The organism is Brevibacillus sp. AF8 (genome assembly GCF_021270385.1).
Lineage (GTDB): Bacteria > Bacillota > Bacilli > Brevibacillales > Brevibacillaceae > Brevibacillus.
The window spans coordinates 55,149-75,292 of the sequence record NZ_JAGQDN010000012.1; the positions used below are offsets into that span (position 1 = coordinate 55,149).

17 protein-coding genes and 1 pseudogene are annotated in these 20,144 nt (G+C 47.9%); 3 read left to right on the plus strand and 15 right to left on the minus strand.

Annotated elements, in window-relative coordinates:
* Window positions 1-2: 2 nt before the first annotated feature.
* Complete coding sequence (locus tag KB186_RS16595) at window positions 3-920, minus strand: pseudouridine-5'-phosphate glycosidase (RefSeq protein WP_232774005.1); 918 nt, start codon at window positions 918-920, stop codon at window positions 3-5.
* A 30-nt stretch (window positions 921-950) separates the two neighbouring features.
* The gene (locus KB186_RS16600; protein WP_232774039.1) at window positions 951-2,408 is read right to left on the minus strand and encodes an aminotransferase class I/II-fold pyridoxal phosphate-dependent enzyme; all 1,458 of its coding nucleotides are present in this window, start codon (window positions 2,406-2,408) and stop codon (window positions 951-953) included.
* Between the two features lie 230 nt (window positions 2,409-2,638).
* On the opposite strand from KB186_RS16600, the gene hisC reads away from it, so the two are divergent.
* Both hisC and KB186_RS16610 read left to right on the plus strand, forming a co-directional pair.
* A complete protein-coding gene (gene hisC / locus KB186_RS16605; RefSeq protein ID WP_232774006.1) occupies window positions 2,639-3,754 on the plus strand; it encodes a histidinol-phosphate transaminase in 1,116 nt (371 codons plus the stop codon).
* A 190-nt stretch (window positions 3,755-3,944) separates the two neighbouring features.
* The gene (locus tag KB186_RS16610) at window positions 3,945-5,240 is read left to right on the plus strand and encodes an MFS transporter (protein ID WP_173611112.1); all 1,296 of its coding nucleotides are present in this window, start codon (window positions 3,945-3,947) and stop codon (window positions 5,238-5,240) included.
* Between the two features lie 75 nt (window positions 5,241-5,315).
* Here KB186_RS16610 and KB186_RS16615 read toward each other — a convergent pair whose 3' ends face one another.
* Both KB186_RS16615 and KB186_RS16620 read right to left on the minus strand, forming a co-directional pair.
* The gene (locus tag KB186_RS16615) at window positions 5,316-5,498 is read right to left on the minus strand and encodes a hypothetical protein (protein WP_007723975.1); all 183 of its coding nucleotides are present in this window, start codon (window positions 5,496-5,498) and stop codon (window positions 5,316-5,318) included.
* A 12-nt stretch (window positions 5,499-5,510) separates the two neighbouring features.
* Window positions 5,511-6,341: a hypothetical protein gene (locus tag KB186_RS16620; RefSeq protein ID WP_173611111.1), complete on the minus strand. Its 831-nt coding sequence runs from the start codon at window positions 6,339-6,341 to the stop codon at window positions 5,511-5,513.
* Window positions 6,342-6,904: 563 nt separating this feature from the next.
* Here KB186_RS16620 and KB186_RS16625 point away from each other — a divergent pair.
* A pseudogene (locus KB186_RS16625) lies at window positions 6,905-7,201 on the plus strand (hypothetical protein); the annotation flags it as partial.
* A gap of 69 nt (window positions 7,202-7,270) precedes the next feature.
* Here KB186_RS16625 and KB186_RS16630 read toward each other — a convergent pair.
* The 11 genes from KB186_RS16630 to KB186_RS16680 all read right to left on the minus strand — a co-directional run bounded on the left by KB186_RS16630 (window position 7,271) and on the right by KB186_RS16680 (window position 20,142).
* Window positions 7,271-7,849: a DUF5050 domain-containing protein gene (locus KB186_RS16630; protein WP_229088176.1), complete on the minus strand. Its 579-nt coding sequence runs from the start codon at window positions 7,847-7,849 to the stop codon at window positions 7,271-7,273.
* 140 nt (window positions 7,850-7,989) lie between these two features.
* Window positions 7,990-8,964: an ABC transporter ATP-binding protein gene (locus KB186_RS16635; protein WP_173611110.1), complete on the minus strand. Its 975-nt coding sequence runs from the start codon at window positions 8,962-8,964 to the stop codon at window positions 7,990-7,992.
* The gene (locus tag KB186_RS16640) at window positions 8,961-10,007 is read right to left on the minus strand and encodes an ABC transporter ATP-binding protein (protein ID WP_173611109.1); all 1,047 of its coding nucleotides are present in this window, start codon (window positions 10,005-10,007) and stop codon (window positions 8,961-8,963) included. Before KB186_RS16640 ends, KB186_RS16635 begins: the two co-directional genes overlap by 4 nt.
* Entirely contained in the window at window positions 9,983-10,963 is a 981-nt protein-coding gene (locus KB186_RS16645) for an ABC transporter permease (protein WP_173611108.1), read from the minus strand. The genes KB186_RS16640 and KB186_RS16645 overlap by 25 nt, the downstream gene beginning before the upstream one ends.
* Complete coding sequence (locus KB186_RS16650) at window positions 10,960-11,931, minus strand: ABC transporter permease (protein ID WP_173611107.1); 972 nt, start codon at window positions 11,929-11,931, stop codon at window positions 10,960-10,962. The genes KB186_RS16645 and KB186_RS16650 overlap by 4 nt, the downstream gene beginning before the upstream one ends.
* An 86-nt stretch (window positions 11,932-12,017) precedes the next feature.
* On the minus strand, window positions 12,018-13,763 hold the full coding sequence (locus tag KB186_RS16655) for a peptide-binding protein (protein ID WP_173611106.1): 1,746 nt from the start codon (window positions 13,761-13,763) through the stop codon (window positions 12,018-12,020).
* A 204-nt stretch (window positions 13,764-13,967) separates the two neighbouring features.
* Window positions 13,968-15,023: a low-specificity L-threonine aldolase gene (gene ltaE, locus KB186_RS16660; RefSeq protein ID WP_232774007.1), complete on the minus strand. Its 1,056-nt coding sequence runs from the start codon at window positions 15,021-15,023 to the stop codon at window positions 13,968-13,970.
* The gene (locus tag KB186_RS16665; RefSeq protein ID WP_232774008.1) at window positions 15,020-16,276 is read right to left on the minus strand and encodes an ATP-grasp domain-containing protein; all 1,257 of its coding nucleotides are present in this window, start codon (window positions 16,274-16,276) and stop codon (window positions 15,020-15,022) included. Before KB186_RS16665 ends, ltaE begins: the two co-directional genes overlap by 4 nt.
* Complete coding sequence (locus KB186_RS16670) at window positions 16,251-17,303, minus strand: PLP-dependent cysteine synthase family protein (RefSeq protein WP_232774009.1); 1,053 nt, start codon at window positions 17,301-17,303, stop codon at window positions 16,251-16,253. The genes KB186_RS16665 and KB186_RS16670 overlap by 26 nt, the downstream gene beginning before the upstream one ends.
* Window positions 17,293-18,819, minus strand: a complete 1,527-nt coding sequence (locus KB186_RS16675; RefSeq protein ID WP_232774010.1) for an argininosuccinate lyase — start codon at window positions 18,817-18,819, stop codon at window positions 17,293-17,295. Before KB186_RS16675 ends, KB186_RS16670 begins: the two co-directional genes overlap by 11 nt.
* Before the next feature lie 51 nt (window positions 18,820-18,870).
* Window positions 18,871-20,142, minus strand: coding sequence for an MFS transporter (locus KB186_RS16680; RefSeq protein WP_232774011.1), 1,272 nt, complete (start codon window positions 20,140-20,142; stop codon window positions 18,871-18,873).
* Window positions 20,143-20,144 lie beyond the last annotated feature (2 nt).

Genomic DNA, 20,144 nt, shown 5'->3' on the forward strand with positions numbered 1-20,144 from the left:
TCCTAAGATTCGCAACGGTTTAACGCAACGGCAATTTGTGCAGCGAGCTTTGCATTATTTTTCACGAGAGCAATGTTCGCTTCCAGGCTTTTTCCGCCTGTTCGTTCTTTTACATTCGCTAACATGAACGGCGTTACTTGTTTGCCAGTGATTCCTTGGTTTTTCGCATCATGCATCGCTTGGATAATAATCGCTTCGATTTCATCGTAGGGGATCGCATCCGCTTCGAGGATCGGATTGGCAATCACCGCTCCGCCCTTCAAGCCGAGTTTCCATTTGGCATCCAGCATTGCAGCTGCCTCTCCGGGTGTATCCATGCTTACAGACACATCGAATCCACTCTGGCGTGAGTAAAAAGCCGGGAACTCGGTTGTTTGATAGCCAACAACAGGTACTCCAAGCGTTTCCAGGTACTCCAGTGTTCTTCCGATATCCAAAATGGATTTGCAGCCTGCACATACGACTGCCACATTCGTCTCTGCCAACTCCGTTAAATCAGCAGACACATCCCACGTCACTTCGCCTTCACGGTGAACACCGCCAATTCCACCTGTTGCAAACATGCGAATGCCTGCCAACTCAGCACCGATCATCGTCCCCGATACGGTTGCCGCTCCTATTTTTTTCGAGGCTAAAATATACGGGATGTCCCGACGGCTAACCTTGGCTACATTCTTGTTTGTCGCGAATTCTTCCAGCTCACTCGCACTCAAACCAATCTTGATTTGCCCGTCCATAAACCCGATCGTTGCCGGAACAGCACCATGATGGCGAATGATTTGCTCTACGTCATTCGCCATTTCTACATTTTGCGGATAAGGCATTCCATGAGAGATGATCGTCGTTTCTAGTGCAACAATCGGTAATTGATGATCAAGTGCGTGTCTGACCTCTTCCGAAAAGCTGAGATATTGTTTCATAATCTTCTCCTCCAATGCCTGGTTGTTTGGTTATTCCTTGATGACACGTATGGTCTGGAGCGTGTGGTCTTCGAAGCCCTGAACAGGCAAACCTGCCTCGATGTTTTTCTTCGTATAGATGAGGTTCTCTTCCGAAATGATTTCCCCCGGGATAAAGATCGGAATACCTGGTGGATATACCATGACAAACTCCGCGATAATTCTCCCCACGGATTGTTCGACGGGAATCATCTCTGTCGGTGCGTAAAATGCATCGCGTGGGGTGACAGCGAGTACCGGTATTTTGGGAAGCTGCATTTTCGGGCGAGCTTTTCTGTTTCCTTGATCCTCGGACCCGGCAGCCAGCTCCTCCAAGGCATAGACAAGGATTTGCAAATCTTCTTTCGTATCACTTGGTGTGATAATGCACACGATGTTGTACAGGTCAGATAGCTCTACCTCTATGTTATAGCGATCGCGGAGCCATTTTTCAGCTTCATATCCCGTAATGCCGAGGTCTTTTACCGAGATGACCAGCTTGGTCGGATCATGAGCAAACGCTCCATTTGTCCCGATAATTTCTCTCCCAATGCAGTACAAATGATTAATTTTATTGATTTGTGCCCGTGCTTCATTTGCCAATTGAATCGTTTGATCCAATAGCGTTTTCCCCGATGTAACCAACCGCTTTCTCGCCACATCGAGCGAAGCAAGCAGTAAATAGGAAGTGGATGTCGTCGTGAGCATGCTATAGATAGCTTGTACACGCTGAATCGAAACGAGATTTCCCTGAATGTTCAACAACGAACTTTGCGTTAGGGAGCCTCCTAATTTATGCATACTGCTTGCTGCCATATCTGCACCAGCTTGCATCGCCGATAGTGGGAGCTTGGGATGGAAGTGAACATGTGAGCCATGCGCTTCATCTACGAGTACAGGCACCCCTCTGGCATGCGCAACTTGAACGATGCCCTTCAAGTCACCAGCAATTCCGAAATAGGTCGGGTTGATGACGAGAACTGCCTTTGCATCAGGATGCTGTTCCAATGCTTTTTCCACAGCTTGTGGTGTAATTCCATGTGAGATCCCGAAGACAGGGTCTATTTCTGGATGTAAAAAGATAGGAGTCGCACCGGATAAAACAATTCCGCTCATGATCGATTTGTGTACATTCCGTGGCACGATGATCTTATCGCCGGGATTACAAACCGCCATAATCATGGTCATGATGACTCCGCTCGTACCTTGAACAGAAAATATGGTGTGATCAGCGCCAAAGGCTTCAGCAGCCAACTCCTGCGCTTGTTTGATAATCCCTTTTGGTTGATGCAAATCGTCCAATGGTTCAATGTTAATCAAATCGATGGAAAGTGCATTTTTTCCCATGAACCATCGAAATTCAGGATCCATCCCTTTTCCTTTCTTATGACCTGGTATATGGAATTGGATTGGATTCTTCTGGGCATGCTTTCTCAGCCCGTTAAAGAGCGGCGTTTGCCCTTGAATCAACATTTTTCCCACCTCACTATCCTTCCGTGTTTGTTTGAATGAGTGATGTTTCTGGGCTGATTATAAAGGAAGCGGCTCCTTCCTTCATGATCCAATCTTGACTTTTATGAACCATCCAATTTGTGTCCTTCCTCGTAATTGGTCTGTTTCATCTTTCGTAAATTGGCTGGTTACAGTGCCGGAGATTTCACTTACAGTGTTGCTACCATGAAGTTTTGGAGGCCATATAGATGAAACAGCTGCCCACGATCCCATCACGCAAAACACTAGAAAAGATACAATCCTATCAACCTGGAATGCCGATTTGGGAGATAAAAAAAATGTACGGACTCTCTCCTATCATGAAATTAGCCTCAAATGAAAATCCACTCGGCCCATCCCCCAAGATCATCCGCGCCATTCTCGGTGCGCTCCCGGAGCTGCATCGTTACCCGGATGCCCATGCAACGACTCTGAAAGAGCATTTGGCAGATCATCTTGAGTTAAGTCTGGAGCATTTAGTCATCACGAATGGCGGTGACGAACTGATCAAGCTCATCTCCGAGACCTATCTGGAGCCCGAGGACGAAATCGTCGTGCCTTCGCCGACCTTTTCTGAATATGAATTCGGTGCGCATCTCATGGGAGCTGTCATCAAAACAGTTCCGCTTGAGGCCGATTACGCATTCAACGTCTCAGCAATTTTGGCAGCGATCACAGATCGAACCAAGCTTGTCTACCTTTGTTCCCCAAATAACCCGACAGGCACCTATTTGACTCATCAGGACTTGACGGCATTGCTAGACCAATTGCCAGATGGGGTGCTTGTTGTACTCGACGCTGCTTACAGTCACTATGCAACGGCTGACGATTACACAACAGGCATTGAATTTGTCCGCCAAGGATACCCTGTTCTCGTCTTGCAAACCTTCTCGAAAATTTACGCGCTTGCAGGTATTCGCATCGGATTTGGTGTCGCTCACCCCTCGGTGATCCAAAAAATCCTGAAAGTAAAAGAACCGTTTAACGTCAATTCCTTGGCACAAATAGCCGCCATTACCGCTCTTGGAGACGTAGAGCATTTTGAAAAATCCCTCACGGAAAACACCAAAGGCCGCAAGCAGCTCTACGATGCATTCGATGAAATGAATATCCCTTACACCGTGAGTATGTCTAATTTTATCTTGGCAAAATTCGGGCCAAATGCGGGTAGGATTTATCAAGAGTTGCTGGAAAGAGGAATCATTTTGCGGTACGGAGACACTTGGGAGTTACCGGAGCATATTCGAATCAGTGTAGGTACGCTGGAAGAAAACCAAATTCTCATCCAAAACCTCCGTGAGCTATTACCTATCGCAGGAAAATAAACGAAAAACACCGGCTAGAAAATGTCCGGTGTTTTTTCTTTTGCAAAGTGTTTATGAAGCTGAATTCCCCTTGTGTTTACCCGTCGCCAATACTATACTGAATGCAAATTACCCAGTCATTTCCACCGGCAGGAATGACTGAAATTTCATAACTTGACGAAAGCTTGCGTTCAATAGAAAGGTGGATCAGATGTCACTCAAACCTGAAAATTTACAAAGCTACATCGACTCCCCAGATAAACAGCAACGACTATACAAACGAACGCTCTGGATTGTCGTCATCTCACAAATTTTCGGCGGTGCAGGACTTGCGGCAGGTGTCACCGTAGGGGCTCTCCTCGCCCAGGATATGCTGGGTTCGGAAAGTCTCGCGGGCATCCCTTCCGCATTGCTCACGCTTGGCTCTGCTGTGGCTGCATTGCTGGTGGGTCGGCTCTCTCAACGCTTTGGACGCCGTTTGGGGCTCGCTAGCGGCTTCTTAGCCGGAGGGATTGGCGCAATTGGGGTGGTTATCGCAGCTGTCGCAAACAGTATTGTCCTTCTGTTTGCTTCCTTAATTCTGTATGGGGCTGGCACCGCTACTAACCTGCAGGCCCGCTATGCAGGCACAGACTTGGCAAAGCCTAAACAGCGCGCGACTGCCGTGAGTATTGCCATGGTCTCCACTACATTCGGGGCTGTTGCAGGACCAAACCTGGTGGAAGTCATGGGACGATTCGCTACTTCCATCGGTGTCCCCGCACTTGCTGGTCCTTTCATCTTGGGTGCCGCTGCCTTCATCCTCGCAGGTCTCGTATTTTGGGTACTGCTTCGTCCGGACCCGTTCATCGTTTCGAAAGCAATCGCCGAAGCGAAACAGGTGGATCAGAGCTCCCCATCCTATCTGAATGAGAACCAGCTTGCAAGCAACAACCGGGGAATCATCGTGGGAGCCACCGTCATGATTTTGACGCAGATCGTCATGGTCGCCATTATGACAATGACACCTGTACATATGAAGCATCACGGACATGGTCTCTCTGAAGTAGGCATCGTCATCGGTTTTCATATCGGTGCGATGTACCTCCCTTCGCTCTTGACAGGTGTTCTCGTTGACAAGATCGGTCGCTCCACCATGGCCTATGCTTCTGGTGTCATACTGCTTGCAGCCAGCCTGACTGCAGCTTTTGCGCCAGTCGATTCGATGCCGCTACTCATCACCGCTCTTGTGCTGCTCGGACTGGGATGGAATTTTGGACTAATTAGCGGCACAGCGCTCATCGTGGATGCAACGCAGCCCGCCACTCGTGCGAAAACGCAGGGAACAGTTGATGTCTTGATTGCCTTGGCTGGCGCATCCGGTGGTGCCCTGTCCGGTATGGTCGTCGCCAATGCCAGCTTCGCAACGCTTTCCCTTGCTGGAGGCGCATTATCGCTGTTGCTAGTCCCTGTCCTGATATGGTCCCACAGAAAGAGCAAACACCGTGTAGAGATCTCCCAAAACTAAAGCCACCCTCATCAGGTGGCTTTTTCTCTATTCCAAGTACCTCAAAACAAAAAATAACACTGCTCACAGGCAGTGTCATTTTCCTCCAACCACTTTATTATCATGTCGCTCATTTGGACTATGCTCATCTACAATCTGTTTTAAGCTAGCGAAGCCAGGAGTAAATTTGCTGTTGGGAATCTTCTTCTTGGAAGAGAGATTTTTCGAGTAAACAGCAGTTTCGTTGCCTCTTTTCGCGAAGAACTCAGCTAATTTCATCGTATCCCACTCCTAACTAGCTCTCTTTAAGGTTTTGACCTTGTTCACAAACTTGGTAACAAATCCTAATAATAACATATACGTAGTCAACCGCTCGAACTCCTGCATATTTTCGGGAGTAAATGTGTCATTCTTGTAAACAGCGACCGCAAATCCAAGCCTGAACTTGCCAAAATTTTTTACAATGGCAAATTGTTCAATGTCCGTGTTTTGAATACGTCCCTTTACTTGTTTATCGGCAATTCTGCAATCCTCTTGAAGCATGGAAGACAGTAGTAGCGTACGTACGGTGTCAAAATCTTTCAACTCGGTTAAGTAAAACACTTCAAACTGCTTGTCATTATTCGTAGGGACGATCCAATAGCAGCATAGCTCGTCCGGTTTCAATCCATAAATCGTCTTTACTTCCATTTCAAATGCCTTCATAAAAGTGATCGCATTCGCATTAATAATAGCTGATGACTGACCACTTCCATCCAAGCTGTAAATCGCATTGGCCAATTCTTTCTCACAATACTTCACTTCCATCTGGAACTCGATCTCGTTTCCTCTAACCTTGTTGCAGATGAACAAAACGATGAATATCATTCCCGCCAAAATAGCGGAATACAAGATAGACAAGCCTAGAACAGAGCCTAACGAAGCTAGTTTGTTTTCCTCATGTGGCGGTGCTAGGATAAACAGCCATTCGATCGGTTGAAACATCCACTTATGTATGACTGCTATCAAATCTGGCAGCAAACCTTTCAACAATTCAAATACGAGCCATGAGACCAGAACGAACAAGATGCCAAGAACAGAAAACACGATCTTTACATGGCTCTGCACGAGATTCTTTAGCACCTGTAAACCTCTCCTTCTGGTAAAGTTTTACATTATTTTAACATTTTATTCAGATTCTACAAATAGGAAAAAACTACCTACATTTAGGTAGTTTTTTAGGCGTTTCTATCGTAATCGTACTGACTTTTTGATTACCTATGTACTGTATCGTCTGCTGTACAATCTTGCTGTTTTCTTCGATTCTCTTTAACGGTTTAAATGAACTCAACAATTGCATATTCCCCCTATCGGTATACTGGGTGTACTTCGTAGCAGAACGCTCCTTTATTGGTCTGCCCATTTTTCACCTCTATCAAACACGAAATGCTCATCATGGCCTTCATCCGTCTTGGTAATACCCCATACATTATGCCGTTCTGATTTTGTTTAGACCCCTCTTCTGGGTGCTGCTTTTCCACTGTTAGTGACGGTTTTGTTACAGACAATGTTGCTCCCATTGTCACAATTGACATCCACAATCCTTGCCATAATAAAGGATAATCCAAGCGAAAAGGAGTTAGTCAGAATGAATTCAATAAGAGCGAAGAATGAAACCATTCTTTCCTACATCATTGCCATCGCGCGGATTTTCGATAGATCAAGTAGACTTGCCCTACCTCGAACCATCCCATGCCACTGGCTTATTACCTCTGGTCACGAATGCGGTTGAATGGTTTTTTCATGCTTGGCGTTCTCGCCTTCAAACTGAATGGCGGCCTGGAGAAGAAAGTGAAGATACCGTATCAGTATATGCTCGTGTTCTTGATTGTGACTTTCGCATGGATTGGTTTATGTTGGATGCTGATTACCCACAGTTAGTAGCTATTCCCATTCTCGTCGTTGTCTATGAATCTCTTCACAAGCCTCTATACAAAAAGCGGGAGAGAAAAAGTCCCCCGAGAATTAGCCCATAACATTAAAGCCACCCGCCAGGGGTGGCTTTTTTATCCTTACTTCGCCTTTGGGGTTACCTTTTCCACTTTGTTTTCGCCTATCTTCACTTTGAATATATCTTGTTCATCGTAAAAAAAGATGAAATCTTCCACCACGTACAATCGGTGTACGTTATTGGGGTCCCCTTCAGTAAGACTACCACTTTTGATAACTGTTTTCGAACTGCCATCTGTCTTTATTTTAAAGAGCTCCATCGTATCTTCATACGTATAACTGATCTCGTAATTGGGCATCTCAAGCTGATAGATTTCTTTCAAGGGCTTATTGCGCGTATAGTAAATCCAGTCACCTACAACATTCAGATTATGGGCCCAATCACTGCTCAACTTTTGAAGAGAGCTTCCATCCTTTTTGATTTTGTATAAGCCATCGTTGTTATAAAAAATCCACTCTCCTTGAACGGCGACAAAGCTTCGGTGTGAATTGATATTGACAGGATCGCTGCCAAAAACGTTTATCACTGGTTTTTTTGTGGGCGCAGTCTCCATTGTTTGCTGATTACCAAAGCCAAGAACTACAATCAGGCATACTGTCATCACAATGGAAATCATCCATTTCCCTTTATGTTGCATCATGCATCGCTCCCGTTCATGGCCTAATAAAGTACATCCGGCAACACTGATTTATATGTACCAAAACGAATTCGTTTTGTCTGTCTTAATTTGGATTATCTAGAAAAACTAAGAAGCCACCCGTCATAGGTGGCTCTTTCTCTCTATGCTAAAGGGAAATGACACGCGACCTGCCGATCCTGCCCAACCTCTATGAGCTCGGGAATCTCCTTGCTGCATCTCTCCTGCGCCATTGGACAACGAGGATGAAAACGACAACCTGACGGCGGATTGGCCGGAGATGGTACATCCCCTTGCAGGACGATCCGCTCTTGTCGCCGATGCGGAGTAGGCTTCGGAATCGCCGACAACAATGCCGCTGTATACGGATGCAGTGGCTGTGCAAACAAGTCATCCGTTCGTGCAATCTCCACCATTTTCCCCAAGTACATCACGCCTACCCGATCAGAAATATGGCGTACCACATTCAGACCATGCGCGATAAATAGATAGGTCAGCCCCATCTCTTTTTGTAATTTCATCATCAGGTTCAAAACCTGTGACTGTACGGACACGTCCAGCGCAGAAACAGCTTCGTCCGCCACAATAAACCGTGGTGAGAGTGCAATCGACCGCGCAATCCCAATCCGTTGCCGCTGTCCGCCGGAAAACTCATGCGGATACCGATTCCGTCTCGAAGGATCGAGGCCCACCAGACTCATCAGCTCGACTACCCGTTCATCCATTTCCTTTGCAGATGCGCGCAGATGAACCCGCAACGGCTCTCCAATAATATCGCTTACCAAAAATCGTGGATTCAACGAACCAAACGGGTCTTGAAAAATAATCTGCATATCCCGTCTCAGCTTCAAATTCTCTTGTCTGTTCACCTGATGGATATTGGTTCCGTCAAACAGCACTTCTCCGCTCGTCGCCCTTTGCAAATTCAACACGACACGCCCCAGTGTCGACTTCCCGCAACCGGATTCTCCTACGAGCCCAAATGTCTCCCCTGCCCTAATTCCGAAAGACACATCATCTACGGCTTTTACATGACCAACGACACGGCTCAACAAGCCCGCCTTAATTGGAAAATACTTTTTGATATGTTTGGCTTCGATCAAATATTCCCGGTTCATTGGCGGTTCACCTCTGCTTTGCTTCCAGCGACTGAATTTGCACGCTGATTTATTCTGAAGTGATTGCTGACATCTTCGTTCAACCAGCAAGCCACTTGTTGTCCCGTAACAACCTCGCGCAAAATTGGCTCCTCTTTTCGGCATTTGTCAATCGCATGCGGACAACGCGGGTGAAAACGGCAGCCCGTCGGCAATTGGGTAATGCTCGGGATAGTGCCTTGGATGGTGTACAATTCTCCGCCGCGCTCCCCTTCAAATCCGGGAATGGACTGCAGCAAGCCAATCGTGTAAGGATGCCGGGGCTCGTCAAATATCCGTTCGACCGTTCCCTCCTCCACAATCGTTCCCGCATACATCACCGCGATACGATCCGCCATCTCTGCTGCTACCCCCATGTCATGGGTGATCAGCAAAATCGACATACCCAATTCCTTTTGCAGCCGTCTGAGCAAATCCAAAATTTGCGCCTGAACCGTTACATCAAGAGCAGTAGTTGGCTCGTCTGCTATCAGCATTTCCGGGTTGCAGGCCAAGGCCATCGCAATGACAACACGCTGGCACATCCCTCCAGACATTTCGTGCGGGTACTGTTTCACTCGTACTTCTGGCGCCGGAATACCAACCAGACGAAGCATCTCGATCGCTTTTTTGAACGCATCTGTCTGGTTCATGTTTTGATGCAGCATCAAGCTCTCCGCAATTTGATCGCCTACCGTAAATACCGGATTGAGAGCCGACATCGGGTCTTGGAAGATCATCGCAATTTTGTTTCCGCGAATGTTCATCATTTCATCCAAATCCTTTGCCGCCAGATCCTGTCCGTGAAACATGACATTCCCACTCTGAATAAATCCGCCCGCATAATCAATCAGTCGCATGACTGCAAGTGACGTCACACTCTTTCCACTGCCGGATTCCCCTACCAAGCACACCGTCTGTCCTTTGCCAACGTTGATGCTCACTCGATCCGTGGCCTTGACCGTGCCGTCATCCGTAAAGAAGCAAGTGGTCAAATTTTTTATTTCGAGGATGTTGCGTTCCACTTGTTCAGCCTCCTTTTCGGGTTCTTCTTTTTCTTCCGTGGGTCAAATGCATCGCGGATGCCGTCTCCGACGAAGTTAACCGCTAGCACTACGAGCAAAATACAAAGACCGGGATAAAGTGCTTGCAAAGGATCGACCAGCATGAATTCCTGTGCCTTGCTCAACATTAATCCCCAGCTTGTTTCTGGCGGTTGAATTCCCAAGCCTAAATAAGAGAGACCGGACTCTGACAGAATGGCCGAACCAACCATGAGAGTCGCGTACACAATAATCGGGGCCATTGCATTGCGTACCAGGTGACGCGTAATAATGCCCCAGTGTGATACGCCGATCGCTCTCGCCGCTTCCACATACTGCATTTCCCGTAGCTGCAAGAACTGCCCGCGCACTAGGCGTGCCACACTTGTCCAGCTCGTCAGCGACAAAATCAGGATCATATAGACAAATTCCGCTCCGAAGAGAGCCAAAACCAGAATGTTAAAAAACAGACTCGGAATGGAATTCATCACGTCCACGAGACGCATGAAGCAGGTATCAATCCAGCCGCCAAAATAACCAGAAATCGCTCCAATCAGCGTCCCGATGACGACCGCAGCAAAAGCAACGCTGAAGCCGACCAGCATAGACACCCGGCTGCTATGAATGAGGCGGGACAAAATATCACGACCGAGCTCGTCCGTTCCGAGCACATGCCCTTCTGTTCCAGGAGGCAGGTTGGTAATCATAAAGTCAACCTTTGCCGGATCATGCGGTGCAACCCAATCGGCAAACACAGCAATCCCAATAAAAAACAGGAGCACGATCAAGCCACTAACAGCATACGGATTGCGCATGAATTTTCTGCCCGCAGTTGTCCATAGCCCAGGAGGCTTTTCGCCAGCAGGGTTTGTTGGAAGCTGTCCACCCGGTCGATTCGTTTCAACAACAGTGTCATCTTGAAGCTGTACTTGACTCATGCTGCCCTGCCTCCTTTGCGTCCAAGCTGCACTCGTGGATCAACCAGTGCGTAGATTAAATCGGCTAGCAGGTTTCCGATAATCACCATCAGTGAAATCAGCAACGTGATCGACATCAGCACAGAATACTCACGGGCTACAGCCATTTCGACAAACAGACGGCCCATGCCTGGCCAGTTAAATACACTCTCTGTCAATGCTGCGCCTGCTACCAGAGTCGGCAAATCCAATCCGATGATCGTCACGACAGGGATCAATGCGTTCCGCAGAGCATGGCGGAAAATCACGCGTCTTTCCTTCATTCCTTTGGCACGCGCCGTCCGAATATAGTCCTGCTCCAAAACCTCCAGCATACTGGCGCGCGTATATTTGACATAGGCTGCGATGTTCACCAGTGTTAACACTGTAACAGGTAGAATCAAGTGCAAAATGAGGTCGCTTACCTGTCCCTCTTTCCCCATCGTGTACATGTCAGATAGTGGAAGGAGATTCAACTGCATCGCGAAATACTGTTGTAGCATAATCCCAAACCAGAAGGTCGGCATCGCGAATCCGAGATAGGCAACGATGGAGGCGATCTGGTCAGACAGACCGTATTGCTTTGTGCTGTTGTAGATTCCCCACGGGATGGCGATCAGCATGGAAAGCCCCCACGCTACAGACATGAGCACAAACGTATTCCAGACCGTCGGCCACAAAATATCACCAACAGGAACGTTATTTTTAAAGGTATGGCCCAAATCTCCTTGCAGCAAATTACCGACCCATTTCATGTATTGAATATAGACTGGCTGATCCAACCCCATATTTTTCATCTGGATGAGCTGTGATTCAGGAGACATTCCCGGTGAGAGCATAACTTTTAGCGGTCCTCCGGGTGCTGCATGCATGAGTCCGAACGAAACCACTGTGATCAAAAATAAAACAAGCACGGCTTGTAGTACGCGGCGTACTAAATATTCAGCCAATCAGCATCCTCCTTTCGTTTGAAAGGGGAAGGGACAACAAGGCTGCCCTTCCCCCTTTTCCTATTGCTAACCGCCACCAGCCGAGCTTATTTTTTGGTATCGTCGATCCACCAGTTCAGGAAGCCAAAGGTCTCCCCATATGGAATCATGGATACTGGTTTAAACTCATCCTTATACTTGACGCGAGAAGTCATGCCTCGTGGCGTTCCGTACTGATACATGAATACGTATGGCAGGTTCGTCGAGATTTCTTTTCCGACTTCTTTATAGATCGCTGCGCGTTCCTCTTGTTTAACCGTGGATACAGCTTTTTCCCAGAGCGCATCCAGCTTCGGATTGTCGTACCAGCCAGCGTTGTTGCCAGGAGGGAATGCCTTTTTCCCGAAAGTAGAAATGCCATCCGGGTCTGGATCAGACAATTGCCATCCGAGTAACAGAACCTGGAATTTACCAGGGTTGGCATACTGATCGACAAGAGCCGAGAAGTCTAATGCCTTTGGCTTCGCTTCAATTCCGACCTCTTTCAGGTTTTGTTGAATAACGACTGCTGCCTGTTCACGACGACTGTTCCCCGAGTTGAAAATGAATTCAAAGGAGAAACGATTGCCGTCTTTGGCAAGAATTCCATCTGCCCCGGCTACCCATCCGTCTTCTTTCAGCAATTGTTTTGCTTTCTCTGCACTATATTCGTAATGGACTGCTGCATCGCCCGGGTCTGCCCATGTACCTGGCAGGAACGGTGCATCCATAATTTTTCCGGTTCCTTTCAAGATATTATCGATAATACCTTGACGATTGATTGCGTGGGCAATGGCCTGACGCGTTTTTTGACCTTCAAACAACCCGTAGTTGTTCGGGAAGTTCTTCTTGTCGAAGTTGAAGGCAAAGTATTCATAGCTAGGACCTGGCTCCGTCGAAATGTTGATCGTTCCTTTCGCCTTCACCGCTTCGAGCTGCGTGACAGGAATGGAATCTACCAAGTCAACGTCGCCTTTCATCAAAGCCTGTACTTGTGTGTTTTGATCCGCATAGATTTTGTACACAACCTTTTGGATATGCGGCTTCTTTTCCCCCCAGTAATCTGGGTTAGCATCTAGCACATGGAATTCCTTTTGTTTCCACTCTGACCATTTGAACGGCCCGGAAGTTGGTGTCTTGGCTGGATCTTTTCCGTAAGAATGTGCTTGCAATTCTTTAAACGGTACGTCTTTCAACACGTGGGCTGGTGCCAACTGTTGCATTAATCCAAAAGCAAATGGAGCGTACAATTGAGTCAATTTGATTTCTACAGTGTAATCATCCAATTTTTTCATTTCTTTGACTTTATCGTATTTCGTTATTCCTGGTGCGCCTGTCTCAGGAGCTTTGATTGCATTTATGGTATAAATCAAGTCATCAGCCGTGATTGGCGTTCCATCCGACCATTTCGCATTATTTTTCATCTTGATTGTGTAGGTTAATCCATCTTCGCTTACTTTTGGCAGTTCAGCTGCAAGGGACCAAGGGTAAACCGCTAAATCAAAAGACGGGTTCCGATTGTACAAATACGCTTGGGTGTACTCCATAACGTCGCCGGATGCCGTGTCATTTCCGAAAATCGGATTGATCGTGACGATGTCAGACGTGGTAGAATGCGTGAACGTTCCACCGTCTATTGGTTTCTCATCATCCGTACTGGTCGCCTGAGGAGCTACCTGCTCCACCGGTTTTTTTGCTGGTGCTGGTGTTGTAGTTCCTGGCGAAGCGTTGTTCCCGCTTGAGCAACCGACCAACAGCGCGCCGGTTAAAGAGAGCAACGCCAACGGCTTCAACCAACCTTTCCCTTTTTTCAAATCATTTCCCCCTCTTTCACATGTTTTCAAGCCTTTTCCATAATGGGCAATACATCCCAAGGCCTGTCTTTTTAATATTAAATAATTTTCTGTTATTTGAAAATATTTTCCCTTTAAAAGATTTGAAAAAATCAGATCATTTTATATTCCTTTATAAACCTTAATAATAAATCCCCCTTCCACTGAAGGGGGAGCGAGTCTGCCCTATACTGTTTGGAACTGCAACAGTTCACGTATGATGCTTAGCGCCTTGTCGATATCCGCTGTCTCAATACCGGAATGAGTGACCGCTCGAATTCTGCCGTGACCGAGCTCCGCTACGCGCACCCCATGTGCTTGCGCTGCTTCTATGAAGGTCTGCCACGTATGGACTGGGTGTTCAATCCGGAAGAACACAATATTGGTCTCTACATCTTCCACATGAGTCACGATTCCTGGAATCTCCGCCAGACCACGTGCTAAACGAAGAGCGTTTGCGTGATCAACTGCCAATCGATCCGTCATTTGCTGCAAGGCAACCAAACCTGGCGCTGCAATAATCCCTGCCTGACGCATACCGCCACCCAGCATTTTGCGCAGACGATACACTTTCTGAATAAAGTCTTCTGTTCCGACGACAAGGGAACCAATCGGTGCTGACAACCCTTTCGACAGACATATTTGCACGGAATCGGCATAACGCGCAATCTCTGCCGCATCCACGTCAAGAGCAACGGCGGCATTGAACAAGCGTGCACCGTCCATATGAACGGGCACAGCCTTTTCGTTTGCAAATGCGCGAACCTCTTCCAAATAAGACAGCGGAAGGACACGTCCCCCCATCCGGTTATGCGGGTTTTCCAGGCAGATCAAGGAAGGCAATGCGAATTGTGGATCTTCTGGCTCCAACGGAAATACCCGCGCCATATCCGCGATGTCCAACCTTCCATCTGGCTGCGTCGGAATCGGCTCGTACATAATGCCACCGCACACAGCCGCGCCACCCGCTTCATAGATGTAAATATCCGTCTCATTGCCTACGATTACTTTGGAACCGCGAGGACAATGCGCCATTAAGGATGCCAGATTGGCCATTGTTCCACTCGGCATGAGAATGGCTGCCTCTTTACCCAGCTTCCGGGCCGCTTCTTGCTCCAATTGGCGAACCGTAGGATCTTCTCCGTAGACATCGTCACCGAGTACCGCCTCTTGAATGGCTTCCATCATCTGATTTGTCGGCAAAGTGAATGTATCGCTTCTCAATTCTATCAACGGTTTCATACCCCACTCTCCAATTGCTGACCTACTTGTACACTCAGGCAGTCTTTCACCTGCTCGATCAACTCAGCGGTCTCACTGTAATGCTTGCCTTCCACGATGACATAGCCGAGACGATGCGAGAAATTTTGCGGAGGCTGGACGTTTTGTCCGATTTTCGCATGAATCGCCACTTCAGCAATCCCCGGCAGGTTGCGAACGGTATCCATTCCCTGTATCCCGCCATAGGTTCCCTGACGCTCAGACACGAGAAAATGAATGCCTGCATATTGTCGTTCTTCGACTGTTTGAGACAATTCAGGCGCAAGTCCAGCCGCACACCTGATTTGTTGCAAAAGCAGATCAATCCCTGTTGAACGGCGAACCAACTCTGGAATCATTCCACCAGCAAGCCTTGCGTTTACTTCGATGACAACACAACCTGCTGATGTCCACTTCACTTCTGTATGGGCAGCACCGAACTGGTAGTTCACCGCCTCTAACGCTCTTTCCACCGTTCGCTCGATCTCCTGTTTCTCTTCTGCCGACAACGGTGCAGGGAAAATATGTCCTGCTTCCACGAAAAATGGGTATCCCGTTAACCGTTTCTGGGTAATGCCGATGACAAAGCATTGCCCTTGCCACGAGAACGTCTCCACGCTAAATTCAGGGCCCTCGACATACTGCTCGAGAAGCACTGTCCGAGCTGTTTGCTGACCGCGCGCATTGTACTTGATCGCAAGGATTTCCTTTGCCATATGCTCCACTTCATCCCAGCTAAAGCACAGGCGCACGTTATTCGACCCGCTATCGTCAGCAGGCTTCACCACGCAGGGCAGAGAAATGCAAGAGCGTGCTTCCGTCAATGCCTCCATAGAGTTTATTGCCAAAAATTCAGGCTGAGACACTTGATACCCCTGAAGCTTCTCGCGAAATATCGCTTTATTACGGCAGGCTTCAATCGCCTCCAGCGAATTGCCTGTCCAACCGAATTTCCGGGCCAGCTTGGCAACCGCCTCGAGGTAATAGTCGCTTGTCGACATGATTCCGGCTATCTCTCTGCCTTCCTTAATTACTTGTGCTACACTGTCAGTCAGCTCTGCTTGGGAATTCGTGTCGGTCACGACTACGTGACATTCCAACTCATTCAAGCCGTGGTAACGTTCAGGCTTCTCTGTGAAAAATACGGGCGTAAACCCCAATTCGCGCGCTTTTTTAATAGCGAGCATACCTGTCCCCGTCGTATTCGCTTCAACGAACAGAAAGTGTTTGTTCATTCGGATACATCCCCATCAATTTGGAATAGGACCAGCTAGTCACGACTGTCTTTGGTTCCACACATTGTGGCGTGTCTCGCAGGTTCGTTTGCATCAGACCCTTGCTCTCCCGGTAGGAGTGGCTATAGATCGTATCGACATACCGATCCCCTCGATCCGGCAATATGGCCACGATATTGCACTCACTCCCGACCTGGCTCGCTAACCAGTTGGCTACGGCGTATACGGAGCCCGAGCTGTTGCCAGCAAAAATATGCTCATTACGGGCCAACCGCAGTGTAGCCGCAAATGCCTCAGCATCGTTCAACCAATGCACTTCATCGATCATGGAAAAATCTACGTTCTTTGCGATCAAACTGTTTCCCAAGCCACCTTGCAGACGTGTCGGCTGATCGGGTTGTCCGAATATCACACTCCCCGCTGCATCCACCGCCACGACGCGCAGCTCCTTATTATGATGCTTCAGTTCTCTGGCGGTCCCGGACAAGGAACCCCCACTGCCGACTGCACCAACGAGTACATCAATTCGATTGAGGTCCTGCATCAGCTCGGATGCCAGCGCAGCATATGCACGCGGATTTTCCGGATTATCGTATTGTCGAGGCCAGAACGCTCCTGGATACTCCCTCATTAACTCTTGGAGTCGCTCCAGTCTGGCGCTTTGCCACCCTTGTTTTCCCATCTGCGAAACTACGTGAACATGGCAGCCAAGCGAGGTCAGCTTGGCATACGTAATCGGGTCAATTCTCGGATCAGTCACGATGTGTACGTCGTACCCCAACTGACGCCCAACCAAGGCCAACCCGCAAGCCAACGTTCCTGACGAGCTCTCGATAATCGGCATGCCCTCCTGAAGTTCTCCTGACTCTATCGCTGCCAAAATCGACTGCTTGGCCACACGATCCTTCATGCCGAACGGATTCATTAGCTCAAGCTTTGCAAATACGGAGCCCACTGCCCTATCATCAAGTCTCAGCTTGACCAGAGGGGTATCCCCGATTGAATCTGCCAGCTGTTCATACCGCATCTACGCTCACATCCTTCCCTTGCTTGCCAGAAAGAAGCCTCTTCATTACCCTCTCCCGCCTTTCTTCGATCGCCTGCAATTGCCCTTGTCGATCTTGCCACTCCCGTTGCAGCTTTTCTGCATGCTCCCTCTGTGCTGTCAGCATATGGTGTACATCCTCCGGGTTCGTGGAGCCCGTTGATTTTTTCGCGTACAAGCCCCCCTGCACATCGAAGGAAGCAGCGAGGAGTGAAGCCGTATCCGGCACTTGAAAGCCTGCTTCCGCGCAAGCTTCATAGAGTAACCGTGGATCTCCCGGCTCCGGCGATACACCGTGTTCCAGCGCGCGAACGATGTACCTGCCTGCGATTACCTGAGCTGTTCGGTACGGAATCTCATGCTCCAAGGTCAGCAAATTCGCAAGAGTAAATCCTCCAAAAAAGTCCCGTTTACATATATGGAGCAAACGATCCTGATTGAATTGCAGATGATCGATCACCGCTTTTAACAGGCGCAAGAGCGTTTTGGTTTGTTGAAACAACGACAGAAGATGAGTGCCTGCCTCTTTAGACGTCTCTACCAAATTCGTGAAGGCTGTATTGCGCTGAGCTAGCACCATATCCATATAAAATCCGGTTAGATGCGCACTCTTCCCCCGGATACGCTCCAGGATCGGGAAGTTTCTTTTCTGTGGCATGGCAGAAGATATGCCTGATAGCTCATCCGGCAATTGGAGGAAGTTCATCTCGCTGCTGCCCCATTGAATCAAATCTGTTGTAAACCGGGAGATCAACACTGAGAAGGTGGACAGCTCTCCTGCCATTCTCAAAACCCATTCCCGAGACGCGACCGCCGACAACGCACTCATTCGAGGCTGTCGAAACCCAAGCAGCTTGGACAACCGTTGACGATCCCACGGCAGTTCTACCCCAGCCATGGCCCCTGCCCCAAGCGGGCACTGATTCATGTCGTCATAGATTTGTATCCATCGATTCAGGGCTTGCAAAAATTCGTTGTTAATAGAGGAAAGATAGAATCCAGGGGTAATCAATTGTGCGGATTGGTAGTGGGTATATCCTGGCATGGGAACCGAACGATATTGAACAGCCAGTTTATCCATCGATTGAATAAGCTGTCCCAATTCTCCTGTCATCTCCAGCCATTGCGCACGACCAAACATTACCTGTGCGCACGCTTGGACATCATTGCGGCTGCGATCCATATGCCAACACGGTACCGGTCTCGGGAGCAACCCTTCAATATAACGCTCGAGGGCAAAAGAGATATCGGACATGTTCTGTCCGGGGTCAGGAGCGATTGTTTCGGGTGTAGCGGCCTGAAGTGCCTGTGCGATAGGCAAAGCGTCTTGTCGTGTAATCAAGCCCATCCTGACGTATTCCAACAGCATGGCGAATTCAATTTGAATATACCCAGGCAGCAAATGATCGACTTCATACTTGAACTGCGGTTCCAATACTTCATCATGCAAGAGGCGGCTTGGTGTCGAAGCTATACGGCCCGTTAATTTTACACTCATGCAAAAATACACCTCGCTTCCGACTGAGTAACGATTCAACCAGGAGTTGCACTAAAGAGAGATTCCTCCTGATTTTTGTTCCACATATTCGTAGCTTTGTTCTTTTTTCATTCTCAAGTGTGGATTCATCAACATGAGAACCACAATAAGAAGTCCCGCTCCGCCAATAATTCCAAATATCGTAAAGATGGAAACAAGACCAGTAGTCAGACCTACCAGAAAGACCGAAACAGGCATAGCGCACTGAACCATTACACTAATCAAGCTCGATGCTCTTCCCAAGACTTCTTTGGGCACCATCAAGGTGATCAACGTGCCCATTTTGATATTCACAAATGCAGAGCCTATTCCATTCACAAATACACAAATAACTTGCCAAACAATTGGAATGCCAAACGCAAACACTCCGATTCCGATACTAAACAGACTAATGCCGCAGCAAATGTAAATAATCGCATCATATCGATTCAAATAATTAATACATAGCGACCCAAGCATAATCCCGATAAAAAAGCTGATCTCGAGCATGGCCAATTCGGTAACATTGGTTACGACCAGTGGCAGCAAGATCGTTTCTGGAGCCGTCAAAAAATTGAGGATGGTAAAATAAATCATGCAGTTTCGCAAAAAATCATGCTTCGTAATCGCATGGATTCCATCCTTCAAATCCGTCATGATCATCTTGGCTGTAAACTCACTGACAGTAGAAACGACAAGCTCCCTCTCGTTAATCCATAAAATAATCAGTGCACCTAACAAATAGGTGACGACATTCAAAATAAAAGCATACTCCATCCCAAACGCGATCAACCCCGCTGCCAATGCAGGAGCCGCTAAGCTGACAATCGTTTGAATCATCTGCGATAAACTTTGGGCTTGCGTCATATGTTGTTCGGGAACCAGCGTCCGTATTGCTACCGTGAGTGCTGGCCGAAAGAAGGCACTGACTGTGGTCAGCAAAACGGCGATGATGATCAGTGCAGCAGGATGTAGCCTATCAAACAAAAACAACAGGACGATGCATAAAATGAGCGCAGCTCTCAATAAATGCGAGACGACCATGATCCTCTTTTTATTTCCCCGGTCAACAAAAACGCCCGCGAATAATCCGAATAGGATCAATGGAATGGTTTCCGCTGCCAATAAAACTGACATTAACAAAGGACTTTCCGTCAAAACCTTCATTAGCCAAATAAGCGCTAATCGATACACTCCATCTCCCATATTCGAGACAAATTGCGAAAAGATTAAATAGCGATAACTTTTCAAGCTCAGTAACGCCCGAAAAGATACCTTTTCATTAACGCTTACTGGCTGTTCCATCT

What these genes read in the sequence shown, in the direction of transcription:
- KB186_RS16675 (WP_232774010.1), bottom strand. Translation starts at nt 18,819, where the DNA reads ATGAGTGTAAAATTAACGGGCCGTATAGCTTCGACACCAAGCCGCCTC.
- KB186_RS16665 (WP_232774008.1), bottom strand. Translation starts at nt 16,276, where the DNA reads ATGAACAAACACTTTCTGTTCGTTGAAGCGAATACGACGGGGACAGGT.
- KB186_RS16610 (WP_173611112.1), top strand. Translation starts at nt 3,945, where the DNA reads ATGTCACTCAAACCTGAAAATTTACAAAGCTACATCGACTCCCCAGAT.
- KB186_RS16630 (WP_229088176.1), bottom strand. Translation starts at nt 7,849, where the DNA reads ATGATGCAACATAAAGGGAAATGGATGATTTCCATTGTGATGACAGTA.
- KB186_RS16645 (WP_173611108.1), bottom strand. Translation starts at nt 10,963, where the DNA reads ATGAGTCAAGTACAGCTTCAAGATGACACTGTTGTTGAAACGAATCGA.
- ltaE (WP_232774007.1), bottom strand. Translation starts at nt 15,023, where the DNA reads ATGAAACCGTTGATAGAATTGAGAAGCGATACATTCACTTTGCCGACA.
- KB186_RS16615 (WP_007723975.1), bottom strand. Translation starts at nt 5,498, where the DNA reads ATGAAATTAGCTGAGTTCTTCGCGAAAAGAGGCAACGAAACTGCTGTT.
- hisC (WP_232774006.1), top strand. Translation starts at nt 2,639, where the DNA reads ATGAAACAGCTGCCCACGATCCCATCACGCAAAACACTAGAAAAGATA.
- KB186_RS16595 (WP_232774005.1), bottom strand. Translation starts at nt 920, where the DNA reads ATGAAACAATATCTCAGCTTTTCGGAAGAGGTCAGACACGCACTTGAT.
- KB186_RS16670 (WP_232774009.1), bottom strand. Translation starts at nt 17,303, where the DNA reads ATGCGGTATGAACAGCTGGCAGATTCAATCGGGGATACCCCTCTGGTC.
- KB186_RS16635 (WP_173611110.1), bottom strand. Translation starts at nt 8,964, where the DNA reads ATGAACCGGGAATATTTGATCGAAGCCAAACATATCAAAAAGTATTTT.
- KB186_RS16680 (WP_232774011.1), bottom strand. Translation starts at nt 20,142, where the DNA reads ATGGAACAGCCAGTAAGCGTTAATGAAAAGGTATCTTTTCGGGCGTTA.